This is a genomic window from Thioalbus denitrificans, assembly GCF_003337735.1.
GTDB classification, from domain to species: Bacteria; Pseudomonadota; Gammaproteobacteria; order DSM-26407; family DSM-26407; genus Thioalbus; species Thioalbus denitrificans.
This window is the reverse complement of record NZ_QPJY01000004.1, coordinates 225,627-249,878: the sequence shown is the minus strand read 5'-3', so window position 1 is coordinate 249,878 and position 24,252 is coordinate 225,627. Positions and strand designations below refer to the sequence as shown.

General features: G+C 67.9%; 25 protein-coding genes and 2 tRNA genes. 18 read left to right on the top strand and 9 right to left on the bottom strand.

Translation table 11 applies throughout. The features are described 5' to 3' along the window. Nucleotides 1-308 precede the first annotated feature (308 nt). Nucleotides 309-1,961, bottom strand: a complete 1,653-nt coding sequence (locus DFQ59_RS11120; RefSeq protein ID WP_114279767.1) for an ABC transporter permease — start codon at nucleotides 1,959-1,961, stop codon at nucleotides 309-311. Nucleotides 1,962-1,965: 4 nt separating this feature from the next. Beyond that, a complete protein-coding gene (locus DFQ59_RS11115; protein WP_114279766.1) occupies nucleotides 1,966-2,964 on the bottom strand; it encodes an extracellular solute-binding protein in 999 nt (332 codons plus the stop codon). 238 nt (nucleotides 2,965-3,202) lie between these two features. Between DFQ59_RS11115 and DFQ59_RS11110 the strand changes: the two genes are divergently transcribed. The 5 genes from DFQ59_RS11110 to DFQ59_RS11090 all read left to right on the top strand — a co-directional run bounded on the left by DFQ59_RS11110 (nucleotide 3,203) and on the right by DFQ59_RS11090 (nucleotide 6,654). Continuing rightward, the gene (locus DFQ59_RS11110; RefSeq protein WP_114279765.1) at nucleotides 3,203-3,394 is read left to right on the top strand and encodes a hypothetical protein; all 192 of its coding nucleotides are present in this window, start codon (nucleotides 3,203-3,205) and stop codon (nucleotides 3,392-3,394) included. A 291-nt stretch (nucleotides 3,395-3,685) separates the two neighbouring features. Continuing rightward, nucleotides 3,686-4,207, top strand: a complete 522-nt coding sequence (locus tag DFQ59_RS11105) for an Hsp20/alpha crystallin family protein (RefSeq protein WP_245937256.1) — start codon at nucleotides 3,686-3,688, stop codon at nucleotides 4,205-4,207. 151 nt (nucleotides 4,208-4,358) lie between these two features. After that, nucleotides 4,359-5,408, top strand: a complete 1,050-nt coding sequence (locus tag DFQ59_RS11100) for a class I fructose-bisphosphate aldolase (protein WP_114279764.1) — start codon at nucleotides 4,359-4,361, stop codon at nucleotides 5,406-5,408. An 85-nt stretch (nucleotides 5,409-5,493) separates the two neighbouring features. Beyond that, a complete protein-coding gene (locus tag DFQ59_RS11095; RefSeq protein WP_114279763.1) occupies nucleotides 5,494-5,937 on the top strand; it encodes a YkgJ family cysteine cluster protein in 444 nt (147 codons plus the stop codon). Nucleotides 5,938-6,063: 126 nt separating this feature from the next. Next, nucleotides 6,064-6,654, top strand: a complete 591-nt coding sequence (locus DFQ59_RS11090; protein ID WP_114279762.1) for a CoA pyrophosphatase — start codon at nucleotides 6,064-6,066, stop codon at nucleotides 6,652-6,654. A gap of 273 nt (nucleotides 6,655-6,927) precedes the next feature. On the opposite strand, the gene DFQ59_RS11085 is transcribed toward DFQ59_RS11090, so the two are convergent. After that, on the bottom strand, nucleotides 6,928-8,061 hold the full coding sequence (locus DFQ59_RS11085) for a GNAT family N-acetyltransferase (protein ID WP_114279761.1): 1,134 nt from the start codon (nucleotides 8,059-8,061) through the stop codon (nucleotides 6,928-6,930). A 405-nt stretch (nucleotides 8,062-8,466) separates the two neighbouring features. Between DFQ59_RS11085 and DFQ59_RS11075 the strand changes: the two genes are divergently transcribed. Beyond that, complete coding sequence (locus DFQ59_RS11075) at nucleotides 8,467-8,820, top strand: hypothetical protein (RefSeq protein ID WP_114279759.1); 354 nt, start codon at nucleotides 8,467-8,469, stop codon at nucleotides 8,818-8,820. A gap of 53 nt (nucleotides 8,821-8,873) precedes the next feature. Here the strand turns inward: DFQ59_RS11075 and DFQ59_RS11070 are convergent, their stop codons facing one another. Then, entirely contained in the window at nucleotides 8,874-9,893 is a 1,020-nt protein-coding gene (locus DFQ59_RS11070) for a ribonuclease Z (RefSeq protein WP_114279758.1), read from the bottom strand. Further along, nucleotides 9,890-10,231: a hypothetical protein gene (locus DFQ59_RS19865; protein WP_170142133.1), complete on the bottom strand. Its 342-nt coding sequence runs from the start codon at nucleotides 10,229-10,231 to the stop codon at nucleotides 9,890-9,892. Before DFQ59_RS19865 ends, DFQ59_RS11070 begins: the two co-directional genes overlap by 4 nt. A gap of 172 nt (nucleotides 10,232-10,403) precedes the next feature. Here DFQ59_RS19865 and DFQ59_RS19860 point away from each other — a divergent pair, with 172 nt between their 5' ends. Then, complete coding sequence (locus DFQ59_RS19860; RefSeq protein ID WP_170142132.1) at nucleotides 10,404-10,934, top strand: hypothetical protein; 531 nt, start codon at nucleotides 10,404-10,406, stop codon at nucleotides 10,932-10,934. A gap of 591 nt (nucleotides 10,935-11,525) precedes the next feature. Here DFQ59_RS19860 and mobB read toward each other — a convergent pair. Both mobB and mobA read right to left on the bottom strand, forming a co-directional pair. Then, entirely contained in the window at nucleotides 11,526-12,062 is a 537-nt protein-coding gene (gene mobB / locus DFQ59_RS11060; RefSeq protein ID WP_114279756.1) for a molybdopterin-guanine dinucleotide biosynthesis protein B, read from the bottom strand. Continuing rightward, entirely contained in the window at nucleotides 12,059-12,670 is a 612-nt protein-coding gene (gene mobA, locus DFQ59_RS11055; protein WP_114279755.1) for a molybdenum cofactor guanylyltransferase MobA, read from the bottom strand. Before mobA ends, mobB begins: the two co-directional genes overlap by 4 nt. A 154-nt stretch (nucleotides 12,671-12,824) precedes the next feature. On the opposite strand from mobA, the gene DFQ59_RS11050 reads away from it, so the two are divergent. From DFQ59_RS11050 to DFQ59_RS11015, 8 genes are all read left to right on the top strand, one after another. Then, the gene (locus DFQ59_RS11050) at nucleotides 12,825-14,261 is read left to right on the top strand and encodes a glutamate-cysteine ligase family protein (RefSeq protein ID WP_114279754.1); all 1,437 of its coding nucleotides are present in this window, start codon (nucleotides 12,825-12,827) and stop codon (nucleotides 14,259-14,261) included. Continuing rightward, the gene (locus DFQ59_RS11045; RefSeq protein ID WP_114279753.1) at nucleotides 14,255-15,274 is read left to right on the top strand and encodes a M14 family metallopeptidase; all 1,020 of its coding nucleotides are present in this window, start codon (nucleotides 14,255-14,257) and stop codon (nucleotides 15,272-15,274) included. The genes DFQ59_RS11050 and DFQ59_RS11045 overlap by 7 nt, the downstream gene beginning before the upstream one ends. A 316-nt stretch (nucleotides 15,275-15,590) precedes the next feature. Further along, on the top strand, nucleotides 15,591-17,012 hold the full coding sequence (gltX, locus tag DFQ59_RS11040; protein ID WP_114279752.1) for a glutamate--tRNA ligase: 1,422 nt from the start codon (nucleotides 15,591-15,593) through the stop codon (nucleotides 17,010-17,012). Between the two features lie 183 nt (nucleotides 17,013-17,195). After that, complete coding sequence (locus tag DFQ59_RS11035; protein ID WP_114279751.1) at nucleotides 17,196-18,881, top strand: glutamine--tRNA ligase/YqeY domain fusion protein; 1,686 nt, start codon at nucleotides 17,196-17,198, stop codon at nucleotides 18,879-18,881. 263 nt (nucleotides 18,882-19,144) lie between these two features. Further along, entirely contained in the window at nucleotides 19,145-19,369 is a 225-nt protein-coding gene (locus DFQ59_RS11030) for a GNAT family N-acetyltransferase (RefSeq protein WP_147275231.1), read from the top strand. Between the two features lie 5 nt (nucleotides 19,370-19,374). Continuing rightward, complete coding sequence (locus DFQ59_RS11025; protein WP_114279749.1) at nucleotides 19,375-19,707, top strand: glucosamine--fructose-6-phosphate aminotransferase; 333 nt, start codon at nucleotides 19,375-19,377, stop codon at nucleotides 19,705-19,707. Then, nucleotides 19,704-20,333: a hypothetical protein gene (locus DFQ59_RS11020; RefSeq protein ID WP_114279748.1), complete on the top strand. Its 630-nt coding sequence runs from the start codon at nucleotides 19,704-19,706 to the stop codon at nucleotides 20,331-20,333. Before DFQ59_RS11025 ends, DFQ59_RS11020 begins: the two co-directional genes overlap by 4 nt. Before the next feature lie 63 nt (nucleotides 20,334-20,396). Further along, on the top strand, nucleotides 20,397-21,362 hold the full coding sequence (locus DFQ59_RS11015; RefSeq protein ID WP_114279747.1) for an extracellular catalytic domain type 1 short-chain-length polyhydroxyalkanoate depolymerase: 966 nt from the start codon (nucleotides 20,397-20,399) through the stop codon (nucleotides 21,360-21,362). Nucleotides 21,363-21,454: 92 nt separating this feature from the next. Here the strand turns inward: DFQ59_RS11015 and DFQ59_RS11010 are convergent, their stop codons facing one another. Further along, entirely contained in the window at nucleotides 21,455-22,489 is a 1,035-nt protein-coding gene (locus DFQ59_RS11010) for a class 1 fructose-bisphosphatase (protein WP_114279746.1), read from the bottom strand. Between the two features lie 188 nt (nucleotides 22,490-22,677). Here DFQ59_RS11010 and DFQ59_RS11005 point away from each other — a divergent pair, with 188 nt between their 5' ends. The 3 genes from DFQ59_RS11005 to DFQ59_RS10995 all read left to right on the top strand — a co-directional run bounded on the left by DFQ59_RS11005 (nucleotide 22,678) and on the right by DFQ59_RS10995 (nucleotide 23,487). Next, entirely contained in the window at nucleotides 22,678-23,094 is a 417-nt protein-coding gene (locus DFQ59_RS11005; protein WP_114279745.1) for a GNAT family N-acetyltransferase, read from the top strand. 190 nt (nucleotides 23,095-23,284) lie between these two features. Beyond that, nucleotides 23,285-23,360 (top strand) — tRNA-Ala (locus DFQ59_RS11000). 51 nt (nucleotides 23,361-23,411) lie between these two features. Then, nucleotides 23,412-23,487 (top strand) — tRNA-Glu (locus DFQ59_RS10995). Between the two features lie 199 nt (nucleotides 23,488-23,686). Here the strand turns inward: DFQ59_RS10995 and DFQ59_RS10990 are convergent. Continuing rightward, nucleotides 23,687-24,163, bottom strand: a complete 477-nt coding sequence (locus tag DFQ59_RS10990) for a GNAT family N-acetyltransferase (RefSeq protein ID WP_114279744.1) — start codon at nucleotides 24,161-24,163, stop codon at nucleotides 23,687-23,689. Nucleotides 24,164-24,252: the final 89 nt, after the last annotated feature.

The window sequence follows — 24,252 nt, the reverse complement described above, 5'->3', positions numbered from 1 at the left end:
GAACAACCGCCCCCGCAAATGCCTTGGAATGAAAACGCCGAACCAGGTATTTTTCGGGATCAACCCACCGGTTGCACTAGTGAGTTGAATCCGCGGGAATTACAGGATGAAAAACGAAACCTGTTCTCCGCAGGTTACACGGATCGCACCGATGGTTGAGCCCGAAAGACAGGCTGCTGTGAGTTTTTGTGATGCAGGGTGTGGCCATATGTAAAGCTCCCATTGCCAGTCGCCCATCATGCAGTTGAAAAATCCTGAACCACTCTCAATCCTGTCCATCCTGTTAATCCTGTCTATTCAATTCGATATCAATTTCCCGCCGAGCGGCGCACCAGCAGGACCACCGGCAGCAGGCCGGCGAGGACCAGGGTGACGGCGGGCAGGGCGGCGCGCTCCCACAGGCCCTCGGAGGTCAGCTCGTAGATGCGCACGGCGAGGGTGTCCCAGCCGAAGGGACGCAGGAGCAGGGTGGCGGGCATCTCCTTCATCACCTCAACGGCCACCAGCAGGGCCGCGGTGAGCAGCCCGGGGCGCAGCAGGGGCAGGTGGATCCGGCGCAGCACCTCCAGCGGCCCGGCGCCGAGGCAGCGCGCCGCCTCCGGCAGGCTGGGGCGCAGCCGCTCCAGGGCGCTGCCCACCGGCCCGTAGGCCACGGCCATGAACCGGACCAGGTAGGCCAGCAGCAGTCCGGCAAGGGAGCCGGCCAGGAGGGGGCCGTGGGCCTCGCCGGTGACCAGGCGGGAGAGGGTATTGAGGCCGTTGTCCAGCGCGGTGAAGGCGAGCATCACCCCCACCGCCAGCACCGAGCCGGGCAGGGCGTAGCCGAGGGTCGCCAGCCCGGCGGCGCCGCGGGTGAGCGGATCACCGTCGACCCGGCGGGCATGGGCCAGCACCAGGGCCGCGGAAACCGTCACCAGCGCCGCGCTGCCGCCGAGTCCCAGCGTGTGCCAGAGGAGGTTCAGGTAGCGGCGGTCGAGATCGCCCATGGCGTCGACGGCCCAGATCAGCAACTGGACCATGGGTACGACGAAGGCCAGTCCGAACACCAGTGCCGCCGCGGTCACGGCCAGGGTGGCGCGCCCGCCCCGCAGCCGGACGCGGGGCGCGGGCGCCCCGCGTCCGCCCTCGTGGTAGCGGGCGCCGCCGCGCAGGCGTCGCTCGGCATAGAGGGCCAGCGCCACGAACAGCAGCAGGAAGGTGGCGAGCTGGGCGGCCGCCTGCAGGTTGAACAGGCCGAACCAGGCCTTGTAGATGGCGGTGGTGAAGGTGTCGAAGTTGAACACCGCCACGGTGCCGAAGTCGGCCAGGGTCTCCATCAGGGCCAATGCCAGGCCGGCGACGATGGCGGGGCGGGCCGTGGGCAGGGCGACCCGGAAGAAGGTGGCCCAGGGGCCGAGCCCGAGCAGGCGCGCGGCCTCCAGGGTGCCGCGCCCCAGCCCCAGGAAGGCGGCGCGGGTGAGCATGTAGACGTAGGGATAGAAGGCGAGAGTCATCACCGCGATGACTCCGCCGGCGGAGCGCACCTCGGGCAGCCGCAGATCCTGGCCCAGCATCCCCCGCAGCCCGGTCTGCACCGGGCCGCTGAAATCGAGCAGCCCGAGGACCACGAAGGCGAGCACGTAGGCGGGCACCGCCAGCGGCAGCATCAGGGCCCAGTCGAAGAAGCGGCGCCCGGGAAACTCGCAGCGGGCGGTCAGCCAGGCGAGCCCCACTCCCAGCACCAGCACGCCCGCGCCCACCCCGGCGATGAGCGCCAGGGTGTTGTTCACCAGGCCGCCCAGCACCGTGCGGGCCAGGTGGCGCCAGATCTCGGTCTCCGGTGTCAGCCAGGCGGCGAACACCACCAGCAGCGGCACCGCGGTCACGCCGGCCAGGCCCAGGGCGGCCAGGCGCCAGGCCGGGACACGGCGCAGCCCGCGCCGGGCAGCGCGGGCTGCGTTCACGGCGGTTGCGGCGGTCATGGAATCAGCGGTAACCGGCCCGGTCCATGAGCATCACCGCCTGCGCCTGCAGGCGGCCGGCCTCGGCCACGTTGGCCGGATCGGCCCTGAATCCGCCCCAGGCGGCCACCGCCGGGTCGGGCGCCACCTCCGGGTTGACCGGGTACTCCATGTTCAGGCTGGTGAACAGTCCCTGGGCCTCGGCGGAGGCGAGCCACTCCAGCAGTTTTCCCGCCGCCTCGCGGTGCTTGGCATGGCGGGTGATGCCGGCGCCGGAGACGTTCACGTGCACGCCGCTCTCGGCCTGGTTGGGCCAGAACAGGGCCAGCTGGATGCCGGGCTCCTTCTTCTGCAGCCGGCCGAAGTAGTAGGTGTTGACGATGCCCACGTCGCACTGGCCGGCGGCGATGGCCTCCATCACCTGGGTGTCGTTGGAAAAGGGCGCGGTGGCCAGGTTCGCCACCCAGCCACGCACGACGGCCTCGGTGCGCTCCTCCCCCAGGCGGGCGATCATCATGGCCACCAGGGACTGGTTGTAGACCTTCTTCGAGGTACGCAGGCACAGCCGTCCCTTCCAGGCCGGATCGGCCAGCGCCTCGTAGGTGGAAAGACTGGCGGGATCCACCCGCTCGGTGCTGTAGACGAGGGTGCGGGCCCGGACCGAGAGACCGTACCAGCGATTCTCCGGGTCGCGCAGGTGGGCGGGCACATGGGTCTCCAGCGTCCCGGAGGCGTAGGGCGCCAGCACCCCGCGCTCGGCTGCCTGCCAGAGATTGCCGGCATCCACCGTGATCAGCATGTCGGCCGGGGTATTCTCGCCCTCGGCCTGCAGCCGGGCCAGGAGCGGCCCCTCCTTGTCGGTGATGTACCGGATCTCGACTCCGGTCTTCCCGGTGTAGGCATCGAACAGAGGCTTGATCAGTTCTTCGGTGCGGGCGGAGTAGACGATCACCTCGTCGGCGGCGGATGCAGGCAGCGCGGACAGGGCCAGGCAGGCCAGCAGCAGGGTGCGGACGGTTTTCACTAAGGCTTCCTCCAGCAGTGTTGTAACTGACAATGCAAACGATAACGATTCTCGTTAATTATGGCAACAGTTAAATTCGGTGCCCATCCGCTTGCCGGGTGTTGGAGAGACGGGCCGGGGTTTGCTATACAAAACCGATTGCGTCCGGGAGGGGCGCGGTATCACAAACAACAACAGCACAAACAACAACAGCCGCCGGCCGGACCGGCGCACAACCAGAGCATGAGGAGGGGGCGGAATGGACGCGCGCGAGGGGGTCCTGGAGCTTCCCGGATCGGGCCTTGAACCGACACCGGCGGAACTGCGCCGGGAAATCGACGAACTGGAACGACGCATACAGTCCGGCAACGCCGTCAGCGACGACTATACTCGCCTCGAGCACCGGCGCCTGCTGCTCGATGCCCTGCGCGAGCTGAGCGGTGATCCCTGACCCGGACCGCATTCTTCAATTCCCTTCCCGATCTTCCTCCTGCCACAACCCGGGCGACGTTCGGCGGCCGCAGTCGCTACGTCGATTGTGGGTGCGGGCCTGTTTCGCGGCACGGGCGAGGTGAAGCCAAGGGCGGCCGTCGCGGCCTCCCGTTGCAGGCTGATGACGGTTGTCTATGCTTCATTTGTGCAGAGGACAACAATCGTCATTACCGCCCTGTGCTCCTCTGACAGGATCTGCACGGAGACACCCAGAGGGGGTGGAGGGGGCGGTTCACGGGGGGACTGTGACATGGCCGAAAAACGCAAGGAGAAGGAGTTGAAAGTATCGAAGGCGCCGGAACAGGAACTCCAGCTGGCCGGCCGGCGCGGTGGCCTGATGGAGCCTTTCGACGAGTTCGATCGCCTGTTCGACAGCTTCTTCCGCCGCGGACTGATGCGGTCGTCGCTGTTCGACTGGCCCGAGATGCCGCGCCTGGCGACGCTGGAGGAGCGGATGCCTCGGGTCGACATCGTCGACCGCGACAAGGAACTGGTGGTGCATGCCGAGTTGCCCGGGGTCACGAAGGACGGCCTGGAAGTCACCCTTGGCGAGGATACCCTCACCATCCGCGGCAGCCGGAAGCACGAGCAGAAGGAGTCGGGCGAGAACTACTACCGCAGCGAGATACATCGCGGCGGGTTCTGCCGCACACTGCGCCTGCCCGCCGCGGTGGATGGCGACAAGGCCAAGGCGAAATTCACCGACGGCGTGCTGGAGCTTACCCTGCCGAAGGTGGAGAGTGCCCGGCGGCGGACGGTGAAGGTCGAGTAGGCGTCCGGAAGCCGCTGGTCGGCCACGGAGGTTTCAGGGAAGACAGGGAGCGGCGTCGCGTCAGCCCGGGGCTGTGCGGGGATTCCCGCTGCCGCTGCGGCCGGCGGTTCGCCCGGTCAGGATGGATGTTACCCACGCGCGGAGAGTACCCATGACGGATATTGTTGGTTTGCTCGGTAACGAGGCTGAAAACCTGCTCAAGCACCGCTGTTCAGGCATACCCGCGGAGCAGATTCATGCCCCGGGACCCGACTACGTGGAACGGGTGGTTTCCGCCAAGGCCCTCAAGCCAACGGTGCTCCGCAATCTGCAGTTGCTGTTCAACACCGGCCGCCTGGCGGGAACCGGCTACCTCTCCATCCTGCCGGTCGACCAGGGCGTGGAGCACTCCGGCGGCGCCTCCTTTGCGCCCAATCCGGCCTTTTTCGACCCGGAAACCATCTGCCGGCTGGCCATCGAGGGTGGCTGCAATGCCGTGGCCTCGACCCTGGGGGTGCTGCACTCGGTGGCACGCGGTTACGCCCACCGCATCCCGTTCCTGGTGAAGATCAACCACAACGAGCTGCTCACTCATCCCGCCATGCACGACCAGACCCTGTTCGCCAGCGTGCAGCAGGCCTTCGACCTGGGCGCCGTGGCGGTGGGCGCCACCATCTACTTCGGCTCGCAGGAGTCGCGGCGGCAGATCCAGGAGGTGAGCGAGGCCTTCGAACTGGCCCACGACCTGGGGATGGTGACTGTCCTCTGGGCCTACCTGCGCAATCCCAACTTCAAGCTGGGCGGGGTGGACTACCACACCGCGGCCGATCTCACCGGCCAGGCCAACCACCTGGCCTCCACCATCGGGGCGGACATCGTCAAGCAGAAGCAGGCCGACTGCAACGGCGGCTATACCCACCTGCAGTTCGGCAAGACCCACCCCTGGGTGTACGAGAAACTCACCTCCGAGCATCCCGTCGACCTGGTCCGCTACCAGGTGGCCAACTGCTACATGGGCCGGGTGGGGATGATCAACTCTGGCGGCGCCTCCGGCAAGGACGACCTGCACCAGGCCGTGCGGACCGCGGTCATCAACAAGCGTGCCGGCGGCATGGGGCTCATCTCCGGGCGCAAGGCCTTCCAGAAGCCGATGGACGAGGGGGTGAAGCTCCTCAATGCCATCCAGGACGTCTATCTCGACGGTTCCATCACCCTGGCCTGAGTGCCGGCGCGGGGCGATACCCGCGGCGGTGCGCAGTGGGTATCCTGTCGCTCTCTCCCTAGCGGCACGTATCCGGTAGCGCCCCATGGCGAAACGAACCAGTTCCCTCTACACCCAGCCGTTCCATCGGCGCGAAACGCTGCGTTTCGAGTGCACCGGCTGCGGTGCCTGCTGCACCGGCACCGAGGAGAGCCATGTCTTCCTGGAACCGGGTGAGGCCGAAGCCATCCGCCACCATCTCGGTCTCTCCACGGCCTGGTTCCGGCGCCGCTACCTCGCGCGGACCGGTGAGGAGGAAACGGTTCTGGCCTGGGGTGCCGAGCCGGGGCGCTGCGTGTTTCTCGGCGCCGACGGGCGCTGCCGCATCTACCCGGTCCGCCCCCTGCAGTGCCGGACCTATCCCTTCTGGCCCGAAGTGGTGGCCACCCGCAAGGCCTGGGAGCAGGAGGCACGGCGCTGCGAGGGCATCGGGCGCGGGGCGCCGGTACCGCTCGCCCGCATCGAGGCCGAACTCGAGCGTCAGCGCTGAAACGCCCCTGGCAGCCTCAAGTCCGACAGGTTGCTAGTAATCCCTTTCCGCCAGGCCGTCCTGGAACCCGCATCAGGTTATGATGTCAGGATAGGCATTCCGTTGAGGTGGCGAGCGGTCACGAACATGCGTCTGCAGATCATCCAGCTACTACAGCAGGCCGCCGAACCCGGCATCGAGGGTGATGTGCCGTTGCGCGAGAGGCCCCCGGCCAGCGCCCCGCTGGTCCAGGCCGCGGTGCTCGTGCCGCTGGTGGATCATCCCGCCGGAATGACCGTGCTGCTCACCCAGCGCACCCGGCATCTGCGCGATCATGCCGGGCAGGTGAGTTTCCCCGGCGGGCGGGTGGAGGCCCACGATGCCGACCCCGTGGCGACGGCACTGCGCGAAACCTGGGAGGAGGTGGGGCTCGCCCCGACCCAGGTGGAAGTGGTGGGTGAGCTCGAACCCTATGCCACCATCACCGGCTTCCTCGTCCATCCCGTGGTGGGCATCGTCACCCCCGGCTTCATACCGGCACCGGATCCCTTCGAAGTGGAGGCGGTCTTCGAGGTGCCGCTCCACCATGTCCTGAAACCCGGCAACTACCGCAGGGAACAGCGTCGCCACCGTGGCGAGCTGCGCGAGTACTTCGTACTCGACTACCCCGACTTTCACATCTGGGGCGCCACCGCCGCCATCCTCGTCAACCTGCGCCGCCGCCTGGCGGGGGCATGAAGAGCATGCTTACCGCAGATTGACGTTGATTCGCGCTGATTGTTTGCAAGACGGCGATCAGTGTGTTGCCGGGATGGGGGGTTCGAAAGGAAGCGCACATCCGGGGGCGGCAGATCCCCGACGGTGCCGACGCCACCCAGGGACCGGGTTCACTGCATTTGCGGTTCGCGACAGGTCGACCTCATACGACGCTCCACGCCAGGCGTAACGACAAAGGTTCGTCCAGTGGCGGAGAATCAACGTCAATTCACGCCAATCTGCGGTTCAAGAGATTCAGATGATGTTTTTATAGGGCGCGGAGGCGTTCATCTCGGCCATGTAGGCCTCGACGTAGGCCTGTTCCTGGCGGGTGTGGCGCTCGATGGCGGCGCGGAAGGCGGGATCGCGGATCCAGTGGGCGGACCAGGTCGCGGTGGGGACGAAGCCGCGGCTGACCTTGTACTCGCCCTGGGCGCCCGGTTCGAAACTCCGCAGCCCCGCGCGGATGCAGTACTCGATGCCCTGGTAGTAGCAGACCTCGAAGTGGAGGCTGTGGTAGTCGCCGGTGGTGCCCCAGTGGCGGCCGTAGAGGGTATCGCCGCTCATGAAGTTGAGCGCGCCGGCGACGGTGCGTCCCTCGTGCCGGGCGAAAACCAGCAGGGCCTGCTCGCCCATCCGCTCGGCCACCTCGAGGAAGAAACCGAGGTTGAGGGTCGGAACGCCGTACTTGTCGTCGAAGGTGCGGCGGTAGAAGGCGTCCATCTGCGCCCACTGGGACTCGTCGGCCCGGTCGCCGCGCACCACCTCGATCTCCACCCGCTGATCCCGGACCCGCCGCCGTTCCCGGTTCACCTTCTTGCGCTTGGCCGCGCTGAAGGTGTCGAGGAAATCCTCGAAGTCGCGGTAGCCGGGATTGTTCCAGTGGAACTGGCAGCCGAGCCGCGGGATGAGTCCCGCGCCGGTGAACAGCGCCATCGCCTCGGGGCGGGGGAAGAGCCAGTGCGCACCGGAGATCCCGTGCCGTTCGCAGGCTTCGATGATTCCGTGCACCAGGGCCTCGGCCACGGAACGATCGGCGCCTGCGGCCAGCAGCAGCCGGGGCCCGGTGGCGGGGGTGTAGGGCACGGCGTTCACCAGCTTGGGGTAGTAGTCCAGGCCGTGGCGCCGGTAGGCGTCGGCCCAGGCATGGTCGAACACCAGTTCGCCATAGGAGTTGGACTTCAGGTAGAAGGGTGCGGCGGCCAGTGCCTCGCCGTCGCGGTAGAGCACCGCGTGATGGGGGCGCCAGCCGAACTCCGGGCCGGCGCAGCCGTGTCGCTCCAGCGCCGCGAGAAACTCGTGGCGGGTGAAGGGGTGGTCGATCCCGGCCAGGGCGTTCCAGGTCGTGGCGGGGATCTCCTCCAGGCTGTCGAGAAAGCGCAGCTCCATGACCTAGTGTACTACTTCACTCTTGGAGGCACATTCAGCGAGTCGCCGGCCGGTCAGATGCAAGGCGCGCTTGCGCAGGAATGGCAGGCCCCCTTTCAAGCAAGCGCAACGCCGCAGATGGCCGGCCGGCGGCTCGCCCGCAGGGAGCCCCCCGAAAGCACCATGACGGCGTTGCAGCGCTTGACAAGGGAACAACCATTGCCTGCGCACTGCGCCTTGTCCTGGCACTTTCGGGGGGCTCTGAAAGTACCTCCAAGAGTGAAGCAGTACACTAAATTGTAGCGGCTCGGTGCCCGTGGATAGAGGGAGACTTCGTGGGGTTTTGCCAGGGCCCGGGCCGGTGGCAGCCGGTGGCCCGGCTGTGTTTCAATCCACGCAGAGTGAACCTGCCTGGAGAGACTGAGGATGGACGCACCCCGCATCGGCACGGCAATTCCCAAGCGACGCTACCAGCTCGGCGAGTACGGGCTGGTGGTGCTCGGCGAGGTGGCCAGCCTCGACGGCCACGACTACACCTGGATCATGGCCCTGACCCGGGATGGCGAGGCGCAGCCGGACCTGTTCGTCACCAGCGAGGCGAACCCGCCGGGCGAGCGGGAACAGGGTTCCCACCGCCTGCGGGTAATCGCCGCCAGCGGCGAGAAGGTGCTCGGCAACAGCGATGGACTGAGCGATATCGACAACTTCGTCACCGTGGCCATAGGCATCACCAAGCAGCTGTTCAAGCTCGAGGACGAGCAGGAGATGCAGCTGCTCTGAGTACGGCGCCGGTATCCTCTTGCCATCGCCGCGCGCCACGGGCGGAGATGTCCTTACCCCTCGGCCGCCCCCAGGAACGCCGCGTAGAGCTCCGCCTCCAGGGCCTCCGGGCGCGCCTCGTACTTGGGTGAGAAGTGGAAGGGAATGATCCGTTTCACGCCCGCCTCACGGGCCAGCCGTCCGGCATCGGCGGCGGTGAGGTGAAACTTGCGTGCGGCGTGATCCCGATCCTCCTCCAGGAACGTGCACTCGATGCACAGCCAGTCGGCGCTGCGGGCGAGCGCCACGATACGCCCGGCATTGGCGTCGGTGGCCGCGCAGTCGGCCACGTAGACCAGCGTCTGTCCGGGAGCCTCGCGCAGCAGGGTGTCATGCAGCCAGCCGAGCGTGTGGCGGACCTCGCGCGGTACCCCGGCCTCGTGCCAGCGAATGGTGATGGGCGTCTCCGGCGGCGCGCCGGCGCGTACCGCCGCTTTCAGATCGCGCAGCCAGCCGCCGGTGGGCAGCCCCAGCGCCTGTAGCCGGTCCTTCCAGACATTGAGGTGACTGGTCTCGGCGAGCCTGAAGGCGAGGCTCGGCGTGCCGTGATCCAGCAGCGTGCAGCTCACCTCGATGGCGTCCTCCGCCAGCAGCATGCCGCCGCTCAGCTCCAACTCGGCGTCCGCCGCCCGGCGAAAGCCGCTGCGGCAGGCGAATCGCGCCCGTCTGGCCGTGGTTGAATCCAGTATCTCGGTGACCTCGAAAGCCAGTTCCCCGGTGTAGTTGCCCACCAGGTTCCAGGTGTAGCCGCCGAGGTGGTGCTCCACCTGGGCAATGAAGCCCCGCGGTCCGTAGAGACGGACGTTCCGCTCGCGTCCGAGCAGGATTCGCAGCAGGTGATCGAAGCCGATGAAATGATCCATGTGGGTGTGGGAAACGAACACGTCGCTGACGCGCAGCAACTGGCGCGGAGCGAGCGCACGGATGTCGCCGAGATCGAAGAGCAGGGCGCGGTGCTCGAACAGCAGCTCCACGTAGAGACCCGGATCACCGAAAGGATCGTTGACCAGCCGTGGATGGATGAGCGGCTTCATGGCTGTGCCGGGGATGGCGCAAGAGTGCGCGCGAAGGGCTGGCGACCTCGTCGCAGGGCCTTGTACTGACGCACCATGATCACGGTCTTGAACAGGGTCGGCCCATCGATGACGGCCACCGGGAGCCCTATATGCAGGGTGCGGAGACCGTCATGGGAGTCACCCACCTCCAGGTAAGCGGGTTCCGGGGCACCGGGATCGGGGGTGCCGAGCGCCTCGATCCACGCCGACCAGCGCACGCGCCTGCCCTCGAACGTTCCGCTGAACAGTGCCCGTGCCGACGGTGCCGGCAACGGGTCGAGCAGTTCGCATTCATCGGGCAGCATCGGGTTGCGCATGGACGCGGTCGGTAATGGAGTTCGGGATTCATGGTAGCACCAACCTCGCCGGTGAAGGTGTCTATGTAGGGCGCAGATGCCGGGAAAACAGGGGGTTTTTCGCTCAGCCTGGATCTTTGTGCTTAACTCATTACAGATTTGCACAGGGTTCCCGCGAACGAGGAGTGTCGGAATGGCGAAGAGAGAACGTACGAATACAGTGACCTCGGCAGCTGCCGGGGCTGCGAGTCGGAATCCCGCGCCGAAGAAGGCGGCACCGAAGAAGACAGCACCGAAGAAGGCAGCACCGAAGAAGGCAGCACCGAAGAAGACGGCTCCGAAGAAGACGGCTCCGAAGAAGACGGCTCCGAAGAAGACCGCGACCGGGGAACGGCTCCGCGCCTCCCTGCAGCGCGCCGCGGCGCGTGAGCGGGCCGCGAAGGAGCGGATGAAGGAGATCCGACGCGCGGCCACCGAGAAGGAGCGGGCGCTCAGGCAGAAGATTCGCGACCTGACCACGGAGTTCCGCAACCAGCTCAAGTCCGCGGAGCAGGCTGCCTATCAGAAAGCCCGCGAGGCGCTGGAGCGGGAGACGGCCCGCAAGAACGCCTCCCGGCAGAGGATGCTGGCCCAGGCCGAGGCGGCCTTCGAACGTCAATACGCGCGCAAGCAGAAGAAGCCGGCGACGACCCGATCAACCCGCCGACGCAGGGCGAAGACCTGACCCCCGGGTGAGTCGCCGATCAAGGCCCGGCCGGAGGCGGGACCGGCAAGCGCCGTTCCGGCCGGGGCGGCGCCGGGACTGTCCATGAATCCGTGTTTTCCACTCCCGCGATCCCCGTTCCCCGGTCCGGATGCCGCCGTAGCCCCGCTTTTTCCCCTGTCTGCCCAGACACCTCGGCGTTGCGGTTCCGTATCCGCACGAATCACCATCCGCTGGTTGACATGTGGCAGCTTTTTGCACATCCCGCCCCGAACCGTCATGGAACGGTCACGCATCGGAATCCGGCCCCCGGGGTTTGATGATAATGCGAGTGTAACTTGTTGATTTCTGTCTGAACCATTCGGTCGGTCAAATTTTGACCAATTTGTTGCGGCCGACCGGCTGACGGGCAGTTGCGTCATGTTTCCGCAAGGCATCCACAAAGTTATCCACAGGATTTGTGGACAACAGCGATGTGTGTGGTGAAAGGCGTTGCCGGCAGTGGCCTGCCGCGCATCCGGGGGTGCTGCCGGCGTACCCGGAAAGTGTGCGACCCCGACATTCCGGCGCCGGCGCAAACGGCAGCCGGGCAGCGGGCGAGCCGCGATCCGGTCAGCGGTTCCATTCCCTGACGTAGCGAATGATGAGCTCTGCCACCGCCTCCGGTTCGTTGATGGAGAGGCTGGGGATGGAGGGGGGCGGATCGATCACCCCGTCGTGGGCGATGGCGATGATGGAGTCGTCGTCGGGGTAGAGCAGTGGCTTGCCCAGCACGGGGCGGTGCAGTTCGATCTTGGGGAAGCGCAGGTGGCGGAATCCTTCCACCAGCACCAGGTCGAGCCGGCCGAGATCCAGTTGCCCGATGAGCGCATCGAGCGCCGGGTCGCTGCCGCACTCGGGAGTCTCCCGGATGAGCGCCCAGCGGTGGCGCGAGGCCACCAGCACCTGGCCGGCGCCCGCCTGGCGCAACTCGTAGCTGTCCTTGCCCGGATGGTCGATGTCGAAGTGGTGATGGGCGTGCTTCACCAGACCCACCCGCAGTCCCGCCGCGCGCAGGCGGGGCAGCACGGCGCACAGCAGCGTGGTCTTGCCCGTGCCGCTCCAGGCGGCGAAGCCCAGCAGCGGCACGGGGGCGTCGAGATCACTCATGTGGTAGCCGTTTCCTCGGTCGTGTGGTGAGCCGCCAGGCGATCGTCGTCGGCGGGTGCATTGAGATTCCCGAAGGCGGCCGGGCAGTCGGAGAAATCGGCCTGCGCGGGCTGCTGCGAATCCAGCCAGCGGTAGACGGCCCGTCCGCCGCCGGCGAGAAAGGCGTCAAGGTCGACCAGCAACTCCCGCCGAAGCAGGAGGAACAGTGGCTGCAGGCGCGCACCGTCGTGGGCGACGGCAAGGGGGCGGTGCTGTGCCGCGCAGGCCGCCAGGAGGCGCTCCGCCAGGTCGGTGGGCAGGTGTGGCGTGTCGCAGGGGGTGACCAGCAGCCACCGGGTCCCCGCCATGGCGCCCGCGCTGGCGATGCCTGCCAGCGGGCCGGGGAAATCGGGCGTGGCATCGGCGACGACCGGGTAGCCCAGGCCGGCATAGCGCTCACGGTTGCGGTTGGCGCTGATGACGATGGTCTCCACCTGGGGCCGCAGGCGGTCCACCACGTGCGCCACCAGTGGGCGCTCCGCCAGCGCCACCAGCCCCTTGTCGCGGCCGCCCATGCGGGTGCCGCGCCCGCCGGCGAGGATGATGCCCGTGATGTCGCATGTAGCCATGGTGTTGATTTTACATTGCCCTGCAGGGTGTAGAGAGGCAACATTCTAACCAGAGCGGACCGCTGTAGCGACGTTGCCGACGGTCACCCGGTGAAGCGCCGATGGCGGGTGACCACGGCGGCATTACAACAATACAACACGAAGCGGGGCGGGCATGGGCCAGGAGATCAGTACGAGCCGGTTCCGGCGCCAGGATTTCGAGCAGTTCGGGACCCGGCTCGCCGAGGAGACCGCACTGCTCGAGACATGGTTCCGGGAGGCGCGTTTCGACACCACCGGTTGCGTGGCGGGATTCGAGCTGGAGGCGTGGCTGGTGAGCGCCGACGGACGGCCCGCGGCCATGAATGCCGAGTACCTCGATGCGCTCGGCAGCCCGCTGGTGGTTCCCGAACTCTCCGTCTACAACGTCGAAATCAATACCCGTCAGCGGCCGCTGGAGGGCGCGGCGCTGGGGCGGATGCGCGATTCCCTCGACGCCATCTGGGCCCGGTGCAACGAGGTCGCGTCCCGCTTCGGCTCCAGGCTGGCCATGATTGGCACCCTGCCCAGCCTGCGCGAGGAGGATCTCGGGCTCCACAGCATGTCACCCCTGCAGCGCTACCGCGCCCTCAACGAGCAGGTGCTGCGGCTGCGCCAGGGACGGCCCCTGGAGCTGGAGGTGCGCGGCGCGGAACTGCTCCGCATCCGCCAGCCCGATGTGATGCTGGAAGCGGCCACCACCTCTTTCCAGCTCCATCTGCAGACCCCGGAAGCGTCCGCCGCGCGCCTGTTCAACGCCTCGGTGGTGGCCGCCGCGCCCACCGTGGCGGTGGCCGCCAACTCGCCGTTCCTGTTCGGCCGCAAACTGTGGCAGGAAACCCGCGTACCGGTATTCGAGCAGGCGGTGGCGGTGGGCGGGGAGGAGGCCGGCGGCGGTCCCAACCCGCGGGTCACCTTCGGCAGCGGCTATGTGCGCGAGAGCCTGTTCGAGTTGTTCGCCGAGAACCGGGACTGCTACCCTGTGCTCCTGCCCATGTGCGAGTCCGAGCCGCCCGAGCGGCTCTACCACCTGCGGCTCCACAATGGCACCATCTGGCGCTGGATCCGGCCGCTCATCGGCTTCGACGGGGACGGCACGCCGCACCTGCGCATCGAGCACCGGGTCATCCCCGCCGGTCCGAGCGTTCCGGACGCCATCGCCAACGCCGCCTTCTACTACGGCCTGGCGCAGGCGCTCGCCGCCGCGCCCGAACCGCCCGAGGCGCGCATCGATTTCCAGACGGCGCGGGAGAACTTCTACGCCGCCGCCCGCTACGGTCTGGCCGCCCAGGTGCGCTGGCTCGACGGGCGCGAGGTGCCGCTGCGCGCCCTGGTGCTGGAAACGCTTCTGCCGCTCGCCCGCAAGGGCCTGCAGCGGCTCGACATCGACCCCGGTGACACGGACGAGTGCCTGGATATCATCGAGGCCCGCACCCGCACCGGGCGCACGGGCGCCCAGTGGCAGCTCGACTATGTCGCCCGCCATGGACGCGACATGGAGGCCCTCACTCTGGCCTACCTCGAGCACCAGCAGCAGGGACTGCCCGTGCATGAATGGGGAGTTTTATGCTGAACGTCATCGACCAGCTGCCGCCGGGGCTGCTGGATGTGGATCCGCTCGATCTGCATCGCGTGCTCGACGGCCCGACCCTGATCCATCTTCCCGGGCGCCGGGAACAGCCGCTGTTCATCTCCACCCTGCTGCACGGCAACGAGGTCAGCGGCCTGCTGGCCCTGCAGGCGCTGCTGCGCCGCTACGTGGGGGTGGAATTGCCGCGGGCGCTGTCGGTTTTCATCGGCAACGTGGCCGCCGCCCGCGACGGGCTCCGTCATCTGCCCGGACAGCCCGACTTCAACCGCATCTGGAAGCCCGGTCCCACCCCGGAGCACGCCATGGCCCGCCGGGTCATCGAGGAGATGCGTCCGCGCCGCCCTTTTGTCAGCGTCGACGTGCACAACAACACCGGGGTCAATCCCCACTACGGCTGCGTCAACCACCTGGACCACCGGTTCCTGCACCTGGCGGCGCTGTTCGGCCGTACCGTGGTCTATTTCACCCAGCCGGACACGGTACAGTCGCGGGCCTTCGCCGAATTGTGCCCGGCGGTGACCCTGGAGTGCGGCAAGTCCCGCGACCCCCTGGGGGTGGAGCGGGCCACCGACTTTCTCGATGCCTGCCTGCACCTGGCGGCCCTGCCCGAGCACCCGGTGGCGGCCCACGACCTCGACCTGTTCCACACCGTGGCCCGGGTGGAGGTGGAACAGGGGCTGCGCTTCGGTTTCGGCGAGTGCGGGGAGTCCCTCTGCTTCCCGGGGGACATGGACCACCTGAATTTCCGTGAACTGCCGGCCGACACGGTACTCGCCACCCGGCCCGAAGGGACCCGGGGAACGGGCCTCGTCGCCGTGGACGAGGCGGGGCGCAATGTGACCGCCCGCTACTTCGGCCTGGCCCAGGGCCAGGTCCGGCTGCTGCGGCCGCTCATGCCCTCGATGCTGACCCTCGACGCCACCGTGATCCGCCAGGACTGCCTCTGCTACGTCATGGAGCGCATCGACCCGGTCCAGGCCGCCGCCTCGGCCTGAGCCGCCCGGGACGTCCGTTCACCCTGGAGCCCCAGAGGACACAGCGGCCACGGAGCGGGGGACACGGCCATGCCCGCGCCCCGGTGAACCGCTGCGGGGACGTTGCCGGGGTGCAGGCGGGTATGCCCGGGAGACGGCCTCCGGTTGTCCGTTGCGGAAGCCGCGCCGGCCCTGCCATGACCCGCACATCTCTCTGCGCCCTCTGTGTCCTCTGCGGCAGCCCGTAGAGTTCCGGAAATCGGTCAGGTGGCGGCCCCGGGGCGTCGCGGTTAAAATGATCCGCTTTCCTCTCCGCTTGCGACGACCCGATACCATCATGACCACTGTCACCCGCTTCGCGCCCAGTCCTACCGGCTACCTCCATGTCGGCGGCGCGAGAACCGCCCTCTTTTCCTGGCTCCATGCCCGCAAGCACGGCGGCCGATTCGTCCTGCGCATCGAGGACACCGACCTGGAGCGCTCCACCATCGAGTCGGTGAACGCCATCCTCGAGGGGATGACCTGGCTGGGGCTCGACTACGACGAGGGCCCCTTCTACCAGACCCATCGCTTCGGCGAGTACCGGGCGGTGGTGGACAAGCTGCTGGCGGAGGACAAGGCCTACAGGTGCTACTGCTCCAGGGAGCGTCTCGAGGCGCTGCGCGAGGAGCAGATGGCCAACAAGCTCAAGCCGCGCTACGACGGCCACTGCCGCCATCGCACCGACCACCCCGAGGGCCAGCCCTACGTGGTGCGCCTGAGGAACCCCCAGGACGGGGTGGTGGAGTTCGACGATCTCATCCGCGGTCGCATCACCATCAGCAACGACGAGCTGGACGACCTGATCCTGCTGCGCAGCGACGGCAGCCCCACCTACAACCTGACGGTGGTGGTGGACGACGCCGACATGGGCATCACCCACGTCATCCGCGGTGACGACCACATCAACAACACCCCGCGCCAGATCAACATCCTGCGCGCCATGGGCCGGGACACGCCCAGCTACGCCCACGTGCCCATGATCCTGGGTCCGGATGGCTCGCGCCTGTCCAAGCGCCACGGCGCGGTCAGCGTCATGCAGTTCCGCGACGACGGCTACCTGCCGGAGGCGCTCATCAACTACCTGGCCCGGCTCGGCTGGTCCCATGGGGACCAGGAGATCTTCTCCCTCGACGAGCTGATCCAGAAGTTCGACGTCACCGATGTCAACAAGGCCGCCTCCAGCTTCAACATGGAGAAGCTGCAGTGGCTCAACCAGCACTACATCAAGAACGACGACCCGGCGCGCATCGCCCACCTGCTGAGCCCCCACATCGGGGCGCTGGGCATCGATCCCTGCGAGGGCCCGGCGCTCATCGAGGTGGTCAAGGCCATGCAGGAGCGGGCCAAGACCCTGGTGGAGATGGCCGAGCTGAGCTCCTTCTTCTACCGTGACTTCGAGGACTACGACGAGACCTCGGCGAAGAAGCACCTGCGCCCCGTGGCCCTGGAGCCGCTGGAGCGGGTCCGCGCCGCCCTCGCGGCCCTGCCCGAGTGGACCCCCGAGGCCATCCATGGCTGCGTGGCGGAGGTCTCCGCAGCCCTGGAACTCGGCATGGGGAAGGTGGCCCAGCCGCTGCGGGTCGCCGTCGTGGGCCGCGCCGCCTCGCCCGGCATCGACGTTACCCTCCACCTGGTGGGCCGCGAGGCGACCCTGCGCCGCGTCGACCGCGCCATCGGCTTCGTCAAGGGCCGTGCCGCCGAGGCCGGCAATTACTAAAGACAATCAGCGACCGCAGATTGACATGGATTGACGTTGATTGATTGGAGACGCAGGGTGTCTGAGGTAAGGGTGAGGTTTTCCGCGTCAGTGGTATTACTCCGGCGCCCGGTTGACCCCTGACGAATTCACGCCAATCAACGTCAATCTGCGGTTTAAAAACAAATCGGAACCCCGGTCACCATGGCTGCCAACGAATCCGAAAAGAAGAGCAACTTCATCCGCCAGATCATCGACGCCGACCTGGCCGCGGGCCGGGTGCCGGGGGGCGTGGTGCACACCCGTTTCCCGCCGGAGCCCAACGGCTATCTCCACATCGGCCACGCCAAGTCCATCGTGCTCAACTTCGGCATCGCGCGGGACTACGGCGGCAAGTGCAACCTGCGCTTCGACGACACCAATCCCCACAAGGAGAACATGGAGTTCGTCGAGTCCATCAAGGAGGACGTGCGCTGGCTGGGCTATGACTGGGAGGAGCGCCTCTACTATGCCTCCGACTACTTCGAGAAGCTCTACGACTTCGCCGTGGAACTGATCGGGAAGGGGCTGGCCTACGTCTGCGATCTCGACGCCGAGTCGATGCGCGCCCACCGCGGGACCCTCACCGAGCCGGGGAAGGAGAGTCCCTACCGCAACCGCGGCGTGGAGGAGAACCTGGATCTCTTCCGGCGCATGCGGGCCGGCGAGTTCCCGGACGGCAGCCGCACCCTGCGGGCGAAGATCGACATGGCCTCGCCCAACCTGAACCTGCGCGACCCGGTGCTCTACCGGATCCGCCACGGGGTGATTCACCACCAGACCGGCGCCGAGTGGTGCATCTACCCCATGTACGACTACACCCATCCGCTGTCCGACGCCATCGAGGGGATTACCCACTCCATCTGCACCCTGGAGTTCGAGGATCACCGCCCCCTCTACGACTGGGCGGTGGAGCACGTCAGCGCCCCGGCGCGCCCGCGCCAGTACGAGTTCGCCCGCCTCAACCTCCAGTACACGGTGATGAGCAAGCGCAAGCTCACCCGTCTGGTGCAGGAGGGCTTCGTCAGCGGCTGGGACGACCCGCGCATGCCCACCATCGCCGGCCTGCGCCGGCGCGGCTACACGCCGGCTGCGGTGCGCGATTTCTGCGAGCGCATCGGCGTCACCAAGTCCGACAGCACCACCGAGATGGGCGTGCTGGAGAACAGCGTGCGCGAGGACCTCGACCGCAGCGCCCCCCGGCGCATGGCCGTGCTGCGCCCGCTCAAGGTGGTCCTCACCAACTACCTGGCCCTGGCCGAGGAGTGGCTGGAAGCCGCCAACCACCCCAAGGATCCTGCCTTCGGCAGCCGCAGGATCCCCTTCTCCGCCGAGATCTGGATCGACCGTGACGACTTCCGCGAGGAGGCGCCCAGGAGCTACAAGCGTCTGGTGAAGGGGGAGGCGGTCCGTCTGCGCAACGCCTACGTCATCCGCTGCGACGAGGTGGTGAGGGAGCACAACGGCGAGCTCTCCGAGCTGCGCTGCACCTGCTTCCCCGAGAGCCTGGAGGGCAACCCCGAGGGCATCAAGCCCCGCGGCGTCATCCACTGGGTCTCCGCCCGGCACGCCGTCGATGCCGAGGTGCGCCTCTACGACCGGCTCTTCAGTCAACCCATCCCGGGCAAGGGGGCGGAGGACTTCATCGAGCACCTCAACCCGGTCTCACTCCAGGTCCTCACCGGTTGCAAGCTCGAGCCCGTGCTCGCCGGCGCCGGGGCCGGCGACCGCTTCCAGTTCGAGCGCGAAGGCTACTTCTGCGTCGACAGCCGGGACAGCAATGAGGGTGGCCTGGTCTTCAACCGGACCGTCACGCTGCGGGACTCCTGGGCGAAGCAGGAGGGACGCTAGGGTAGTTGCCAGTTGCCAGTTGCCAGTTGCCAGTTGCCGGGTGACAGCTGCGCACTTGCCGCGGCCTGCACCGGGATTCGTGGCGGCCGGACCCGCGCCCGGCGACTGGATACCGGCAACCGGCAACTGAATCATTGCAAACCATTGTCACCGGCGTTTGCCGCCGCAGCCCCTGTCTGCCATATAGGGAGCGTACCGGTCCCGGTCGCGGGGGTGAGCGGATGGCCGGGCGGTTCCCGAAGATTCCAGGCGGGTGGACGACCATGCATATCCGGAAGGCGACCAGGGCGGACTGCCGTGCGCTCGCGGAGCTGGCGCAAGCGGCGGGCTGCTCCCTGGCGAGCATCGAGGTGTTCGAGCAGAACCAGGGCGCCCTCCGGCTCTACGAACGCCTCGGCTACCGCGTCGTCGAGCGGCGCGCCGTCGTGCCCCACCCGTGCCATCCCTATACGGGCGACCTCGTCCTGCTGACCCGGGCCGTGGCCTGACGCCGATGCCCAGATTCCCTGAATCCCGCGACGCCTGGCGTACGGAAGCCTTCGCGCAGACGCTGTGCCGGGAAATTGCGTGCCTCGGCCCCGCCGGTCTGCCGCTTGCGGAGCTGAGTCCCCGTGGCGGTTATGCCGATTTCGGCGCTGTCACGGCGACGGTCCTGGGCGCTGTGGAGGAGGGGGACTCCATCCGGGTCAACGTCGGCCTGTTCTACACCGAAACCGTGGGGAACTGCGGCTGCGGGGACGAGCCGATGGTGGAGAACGGCTACTGCGAGCTGCGGCTCCGTATTCGCAAGGCGACCGCCGAGGCGGCGTTCGAGGCCATGCCATGAGACGACTGCTGCTGCTGGTCCTGCTGGGGCTTGCCCTCTACCTGTCCTACGCTCTCTACCGGACCTGGGAGTGGGCCGGTGATGCCCATGGCCTGGTGACGCTCGCGGGAAGTGATGACTCCGGATTCACCCGCAACCCCCTGGACACCGGACGGACCCTCAGCCTGCTGACGCCGGGGAATGCCGTCTGGCTGCTGGAGAACACGGAGCTCTTCTACGGACGCTGCACGGGCTTCCGCAGGGAGATGGCCGTCTGCGACATGCCGATGATCCTGTGGGCGGGGAGGGGGCTGGGCGGCTCGGTGGCGGGCGACGAGCGCCTGCATGAGCTGATCGGCCACTTCATCGCCCGTGGCGAGGCGGTCGATGCCTACTTCGAAGGCATGACGGCGCTGCACGAGGCAATCCTGTTCAACGACCGGGTTTACCTGGAGCGGGTCCTGGACGGCGGTGCCGATGCCGCGCTGCCCATCCGCCGCCCGGATTCCGCTGCCGATGGCCTGGATGCGGCCGGTTTCCTGGAACTGCTGGAGCAGAGACAGCCCTGCGAGCGGGCCTACATGTACCCGATTCTCGGCATCGAGGAGCCGGAGGACCGCTGCGCCGCGGTGCGGGCGATCGATTGAGTGGCTGAGTGCGGCGGGCGGGCTCGTGCGCCGGGTCCGCCCGGAACCCGGGAGGCGCTGGTGATGAAGGGAATCAATCCGCGTGTCAGCCGCTGGGCGGCCGCCCTGGCCACGCTCCTTTGCCTGGCGCCGGTGTGCGCCACCGCGGCGCGCGACGCCGGGCTCTCGCTCCACACCCTCGTCCACGACGGCAGGGAGCGAAGCTACTATCTCCATCTGCCCGCCGGCGCGGCCCGGCCGGAACGGCGGCCGGTGGTCATTGTGCTCCATGGCGGCGGCCGGACGGCCGGCGACGACCTGGCGCGGCGCACCAGCTACAACCGGATCGCGGATCGGGAGGGATTCATCGCCGTCTACCCCAACGGTGTCGGGGCGCGCTGGAACGACGGGCGGGGGCCGACCTTCCGGCAGGGGCGGGAGAGCGCGGCGGTGGACGACGTGGGCTTCATCGCCGGCCTCATCGACACGGTGCTCCGGCGCTACCGGGGGGATCCGCGCCGGGTCTATGTCACCGGGCTCTCCAACGGCGGCATGATGACCCTGCGGCTCGGCTGCGAACTCGGCCGGCGCCTGGCCGCCATTGCGCCGGTGATCGCCGCCATGCCGCTCGAGGTGCTGCGGAGCTGCCGGCCGGATGCCCCGCTGCCGGTGCTGGTGATGAACGGCACCGGGGATCCCCTGGTGCCGTGGGCGGGCGGAGCGGTGACCATCCTCCGCCAGAGCCGCGGCGAGGTGGCCTCCACCCCGGACACGGTCCGGTTCTGGGTGGCGCACAACCACTGTCGGCCGGTACCCACGCTCACCCGCCTGCCCGACCGGGACGCCCGCGACGGGAGCCGGGTGGAGGTGATCCGCTACACCAATCCGGACAACGGCTGCGAGGTGATCCTGTACCGGGTGGATGGGGGCGGGCACCACTTCCCCGGCAGCGACACGCCGGAGCTGCCCCGGCTGCTGGGGCGCAAGAACAACGACTTCGACGGGGCGGAGGCGATCTGGGCCTTTTTCCGGCGTCACGAGCGGCCGTAGGGCGCGGCGCCCGGTTCGGCCGCGGTCCTGGCGCCGGATTGCGGATGAGCCGCGACCGGGGGGCGCGCGGCCGCCGCCGGTCGCGGCAGGGCTCAGGCCGCCTGCCCGCGGTCGTGCTCCGCGTGGTAGGCGGCCAGCCGCTCCACCTCCTCCTTCGAACCCAGGATCACCGGTACACGCTGGTGCAGGCTGGAGGGCTGGATGTCGAGGATGCGGTGGCGACCGGTGGAGGCGGCACCGCCGGCCTGCTCCACGATGAAGGCCATGGGGTTGGCCTCGTACATGAGCCGCAGTTTCCCCTCCAGCCCCCTGGCCTGCATCTTGGCGTCGTAGGGGTAGGTGAACAGGCCGCCGCGGGTGAGGATGCGGTGCACTTCCGCCACCATGGAGGCGATCCAGCGCATGTTGAAGTCCTCCCCGCGCGGACCCTCCCTGCCGGCCAGGCACTCCTCCACGTAGCGGCGCACCGGCGGCTCCCAGAAGCGCATGTTGGAGGCGTTGACGGCGAACTCCCGGGTGGCGGCGGGGATGGTCATCCTCGGGTGGGTGAGGATGAACTCGCCGATGTTCTGGTCCAGGGTGAAGCCGTTCACCCCGTTGCCCGTGGTGATTACCATCATGGTGGAAGGGCCGTAGAGGGCGTAGCCGGCGCACACCTGCTCGGTGCCGCGCTGGAGGAAGTCCTCGGCGGTGGGGTTCACGCAGTTTCCCTTGCAGCGCAGGATGGAGAAGATGGTGCCCACGGAGACGTTCACGTCGATGTTGGAGGACCCGTCCAGGGGATCGAAGGTGAGCAGGTACTTGCCCTTCGGGTAGTGGGACGGGATCGGATAGACCGCCTCCATCTCCTCGGAGGCCATCGCGGCCAGGTGGCCGGCCCACTCGTTGGTCTTCAGGAACACCTCGTTGGAGATGACGTCCAGCTTCTTCTGGTCCTCGCCCTGCACGTTCTCGCTGCCGGCCTGACCCAGCACCCCCATCAGCTCGCCGTGGTTCACCATGCTGGAGATGACCTTGCACGCGGTGACGATGTCGTTGAGCAGGGAAGTGAAGTCGCCGGTGGCCCCGGCGATGTGGCGCTGCTCCTCGATGAGGAACTGGGTGAGGGTGGTGCGGTTGTCGTGCATGGGGAACCTCGAATCTCTCGGCTGTGTAACGGACACGCTCTGGAGGCGCGCTGAAAATTGAGGGCGGCAATCTATCACAAAATCATGAAAAACTGATAAATGCCGGTTCCGCCGCCGGCGGCGCGGGCAGGCGTCGCGACGGGCGGTTACACTGGCGCGGAGTCTGTTTTCACCGGGAGAGGAGGCTGATGGGCAACGGGAAAATCGTCTACCGCGAGTCGGCGGAGCCGGACGCGGCGGCGCTGGTGGCCCTCTACCGCGCTGTCGGCTGGTCGGCGGCGGAGAAGCCCGAGCGGCTGCGGCTGGGCCTGCTCAACTCCGACGCCCTGGTGACCGCCTGGGACGGGGAGCGGCTGGTGGGGCTGGGCAATGCCCTGTCCGACGGCCACCTGGTGGTCTACTACCCCCACCTGCTGGTGCACCCCGACTACCAGGGGCGGGGCATCGGTCGGCGGCTGGTGGAGCGGCTCATGGCCCGTTACCGCGGCTTCCACCAGCAGCTGCTGGTGGCCGACGGCGGGGCGGTGGAGTTCTACCGCCGCTGCGGCTTCGAGCGCGCCGGCGGCACCACGCCCCTGTGGATCTACGCTGGCACGGACCACTGATCCCGGCGTCTGCGGAGAAGTCCGGGGACGGGATGCGGCGCCGTCCGCACAGGGCTGCAATCCGCACCGCGCGGTCCCTTGGCGCCGCGGAGACCCGTCCGCGGCGGGCGATCGGAAACGGTCGCCGGGCGGTCATGGAGAGGGTTGACAGCCCTAAAAAGCTGGACCATAATGCGCGCCTCAACGCTACGGGGCTATAGCTCAGCTGGGAGAGCGCTTGCATGGCATGCAAGAGGTCGACGGTTCGATCCCGTCTAGCTCCACCAAGTTTCAGGGGGCCGGCCTAGCCGGCCCCCGTCGTGTTGAAGCGGTACAACGTCCCCTTCGTCTAGAGGCCTAGGACACCGCCCTTTCACGGCGGCGACAGGGGTTCGACTCCCCTAGGGGACGCCATTTTCCGCGCCCGCGGATGCCAACACCTCCTTCCTGCTCCACTGTTGCACCCCGCGGCATCCCCGCGCGCACTGTGAGCGGTTCTCCGCCAGGATACCCTCGTTCAGGCGCCTGCAGAGCGGCGCTCCAGGTACGCACGGCGCATCCTTCGGTGTCCGCCTGCGGGCCGGCCGGCGCGGGTTTCCCGCACATCGGAGCATCACACCCGCTTCCAGTACCTCCGGGCATAGTCCCGTCGGGGGTTCTCCACCGCCAGCCGCACCATGCCCCGGGCCGCGAAGAAGCCTGCGGCCTCCGCCTGCGCCTTCACCAGCAGGCCGTCGAAGCCGCCTTCCCGTGCCCTGCGCTCGGCGGCGACCAGAAGCCGGGATCCAAGCCCGCTGCCCTGGCATGGGGGCAGGACATAGAGGCCGTGCAGGAGCAGCGCCTGCATGCCCGCGGGCGCGTCAACGGGCCCGGCCGGCTCCCAGGCGGCGACCGCCACGATGCCCCGTTCCGCCGCCTCGCCTACCACCAGGTTCTCCAGGTCATGGACCGCGTAGCGGTAGGCCGGCAGTGACAGGCGCTTCACCCGCTCGGGCAGCTGCCAGCCCATGATGGCGGCCTCGATCACCCGGTTGATGGCGGCGAGGTCATCGGCCGAGGCCCTGCGCAACGTGATCTCACCAATGTTCATGGAGGGTGGGGCCTTCGAGTGACGTTTTCGTTGGACAGAACGGGCGCGGGGCTCGCGCCCCGCGCCCGTGGATCGGCTCACTGCCGGTG

What these genes read in the sequence shown, in the direction of transcription:
- DFQ59_RS11015 (WP_114279747.1), top strand. Translation starts at nt 20,397, where the DNA reads ATGAAGGGAATCAATCCGCGTGTCAGCCGCTGGGCGGCCGCCCTGGCC.
- DFQ59_RS11010 (WP_114279746.1), bottom strand. Translation starts at nt 22,489, where the DNA reads ATGCACGACAACCGCACCACCCTCACCCAGTTCCTCATCGAGGAGCAG.
- DFQ59_RS11075 (WP_114279759.1), top strand. Translation starts at nt 8,467, where the DNA reads ATGGACGCACCCCGCATCGGCACGGCAATTCCCAAGCGACGCTACCAG.
- DFQ59_RS10990 (WP_114279744.1), bottom strand. Translation starts at nt 24,163, where the DNA reads ATGAACATTGGTGAGATCACGTTGCGCAGGGCCTCGGCCGATGACCTC.
- DFQ59_RS11035 (WP_114279751.1), top strand. Translation starts at nt 17,196, where the DNA reads ATGGCTGCCAACGAATCCGAAAAGAAGAGCAACTTCATCCGCCAGATC.
- DFQ59_RS11050 (WP_114279754.1), top strand. Translation starts at nt 12,825, where the DNA reads ATGGGCCAGGAGATCAGTACGAGCCGGTTCCGGCGCCAGGATTTCGAG.
- DFQ59_RS11070 (WP_114279758.1), bottom strand. Translation starts at nt 9,893, where the DNA reads ATGAAGCCGCTCATCCATCCACGGCTGGTCAACGATCCTTTCGGTGAT.
- DFQ59_RS19860 (WP_170142132.1), top strand. Translation starts at nt 10,404, where the DNA reads ATGGCGAAGAGAGAACGTACGAATACAGTGACCTCGGCAGCTGCCGGG.
- DFQ59_RS11030 (WP_147275231.1), top strand. Translation starts at nt 19,145, where the DNA reads ATGCATATCCGGAAGGCGACCAGGGCGGACTGCCGTGCGCTCGCGGAG.
- DFQ59_RS11100 (WP_114279764.1), top strand. Translation starts at nt 4,359, where the DNA reads ATGACGGATATTGTTGGTTTGCTCGGTAACGAGGCTGAAAACCTGCTC.
- DFQ59_RS11045 (WP_114279753.1), top strand. Translation starts at nt 14,255, where the DNA reads ATGCTGAACGTCATCGACCAGCTGCCGCCGGGGCTGCTGGATGTGGAT.
- DFQ59_RS11105 (WP_245937256.1), top strand. Translation starts at nt 3,686, where the DNA reads ATGGCCGAAAAACGCAAGGAGAAGGAGTTGAAAGTATCGAAGGCGCCG.
- DFQ59_RS11020 (WP_114279748.1), top strand. Translation starts at nt 19,704, where the DNA reads ATGAGACGACTGCTGCTGCTGGTCCTGCTGGGGCTTGCCCTCTACCTG.
- DFQ59_RS11090 (WP_114279762.1), top strand. Translation starts at nt 6,064, where the DNA reads ATGCGTCTGCAGATCATCCAGCTACTACAGCAGGCCGCCGAACCCGGC.
- gltX (WP_114279752.1), top strand. Translation starts at nt 15,591, where the DNA reads ATGACCACTGTCACCCGCTTCGCGCCCAGTCCTACCGGCTACCTCCAT.
- DFQ59_RS11085 (WP_114279761.1), bottom strand. Translation starts at nt 8,061, where the DNA reads ATGGAGCTGCGCTTTCTCGACAGCCTGGAGGAGATCCCCGCCACGACC.
- DFQ59_RS11025 (WP_114279749.1), top strand. Translation starts at nt 19,375, where the DNA reads ATGCCCAGATTCCCTGAATCCCGCGACGCCTGGCGTACGGAAGCCTTC.
- DFQ59_RS19865 (WP_170142133.1), bottom strand. Translation starts at nt 10,231, where the DNA reads ATGCGCAACCCGATGCTGCCCGATGAATGCGAACTGCTCGACCCGTTG.
- DFQ59_RS11110 (WP_114279765.1), top strand. Translation starts at nt 3,203, where the DNA reads ATGGACGCGCGCGAGGGGGTCCTGGAGCTTCCCGGATCGGGCCTTGAA.
- mobB (WP_114279756.1), bottom strand. Translation starts at nt 12,062, where the DNA reads ATGAGTGATCTCGACGCCCCCGTGCCGCTGCTGGGCTTCGCCGCCTGG.
- DFQ59_RS11120 (WP_114279767.1), bottom strand. Translation starts at nt 1,961, where the DNA reads ATGACCGCCGCAACCGCCGTGAACGCAGCCCGCGCTGCCCGGCGCGGG.
- mobA (WP_114279755.1), bottom strand. Translation starts at nt 12,670, where the DNA reads ATGGCTACATGCGACATCACGGGCATCATCCTCGCCGGCGGGCGCGGC.
- DFQ59_RS11095 (WP_114279763.1), top strand. Translation starts at nt 5,494, where the DNA reads ATGGCGAAACGAACCAGTTCCCTCTACACCCAGCCGTTCCATCGGCGC.
- DFQ59_RS11005 (WP_114279745.1), top strand. Translation starts at nt 22,678, where the DNA reads ATGGGCAACGGGAAAATCGTCTACCGCGAGTCGGCGGAGCCGGACGCG.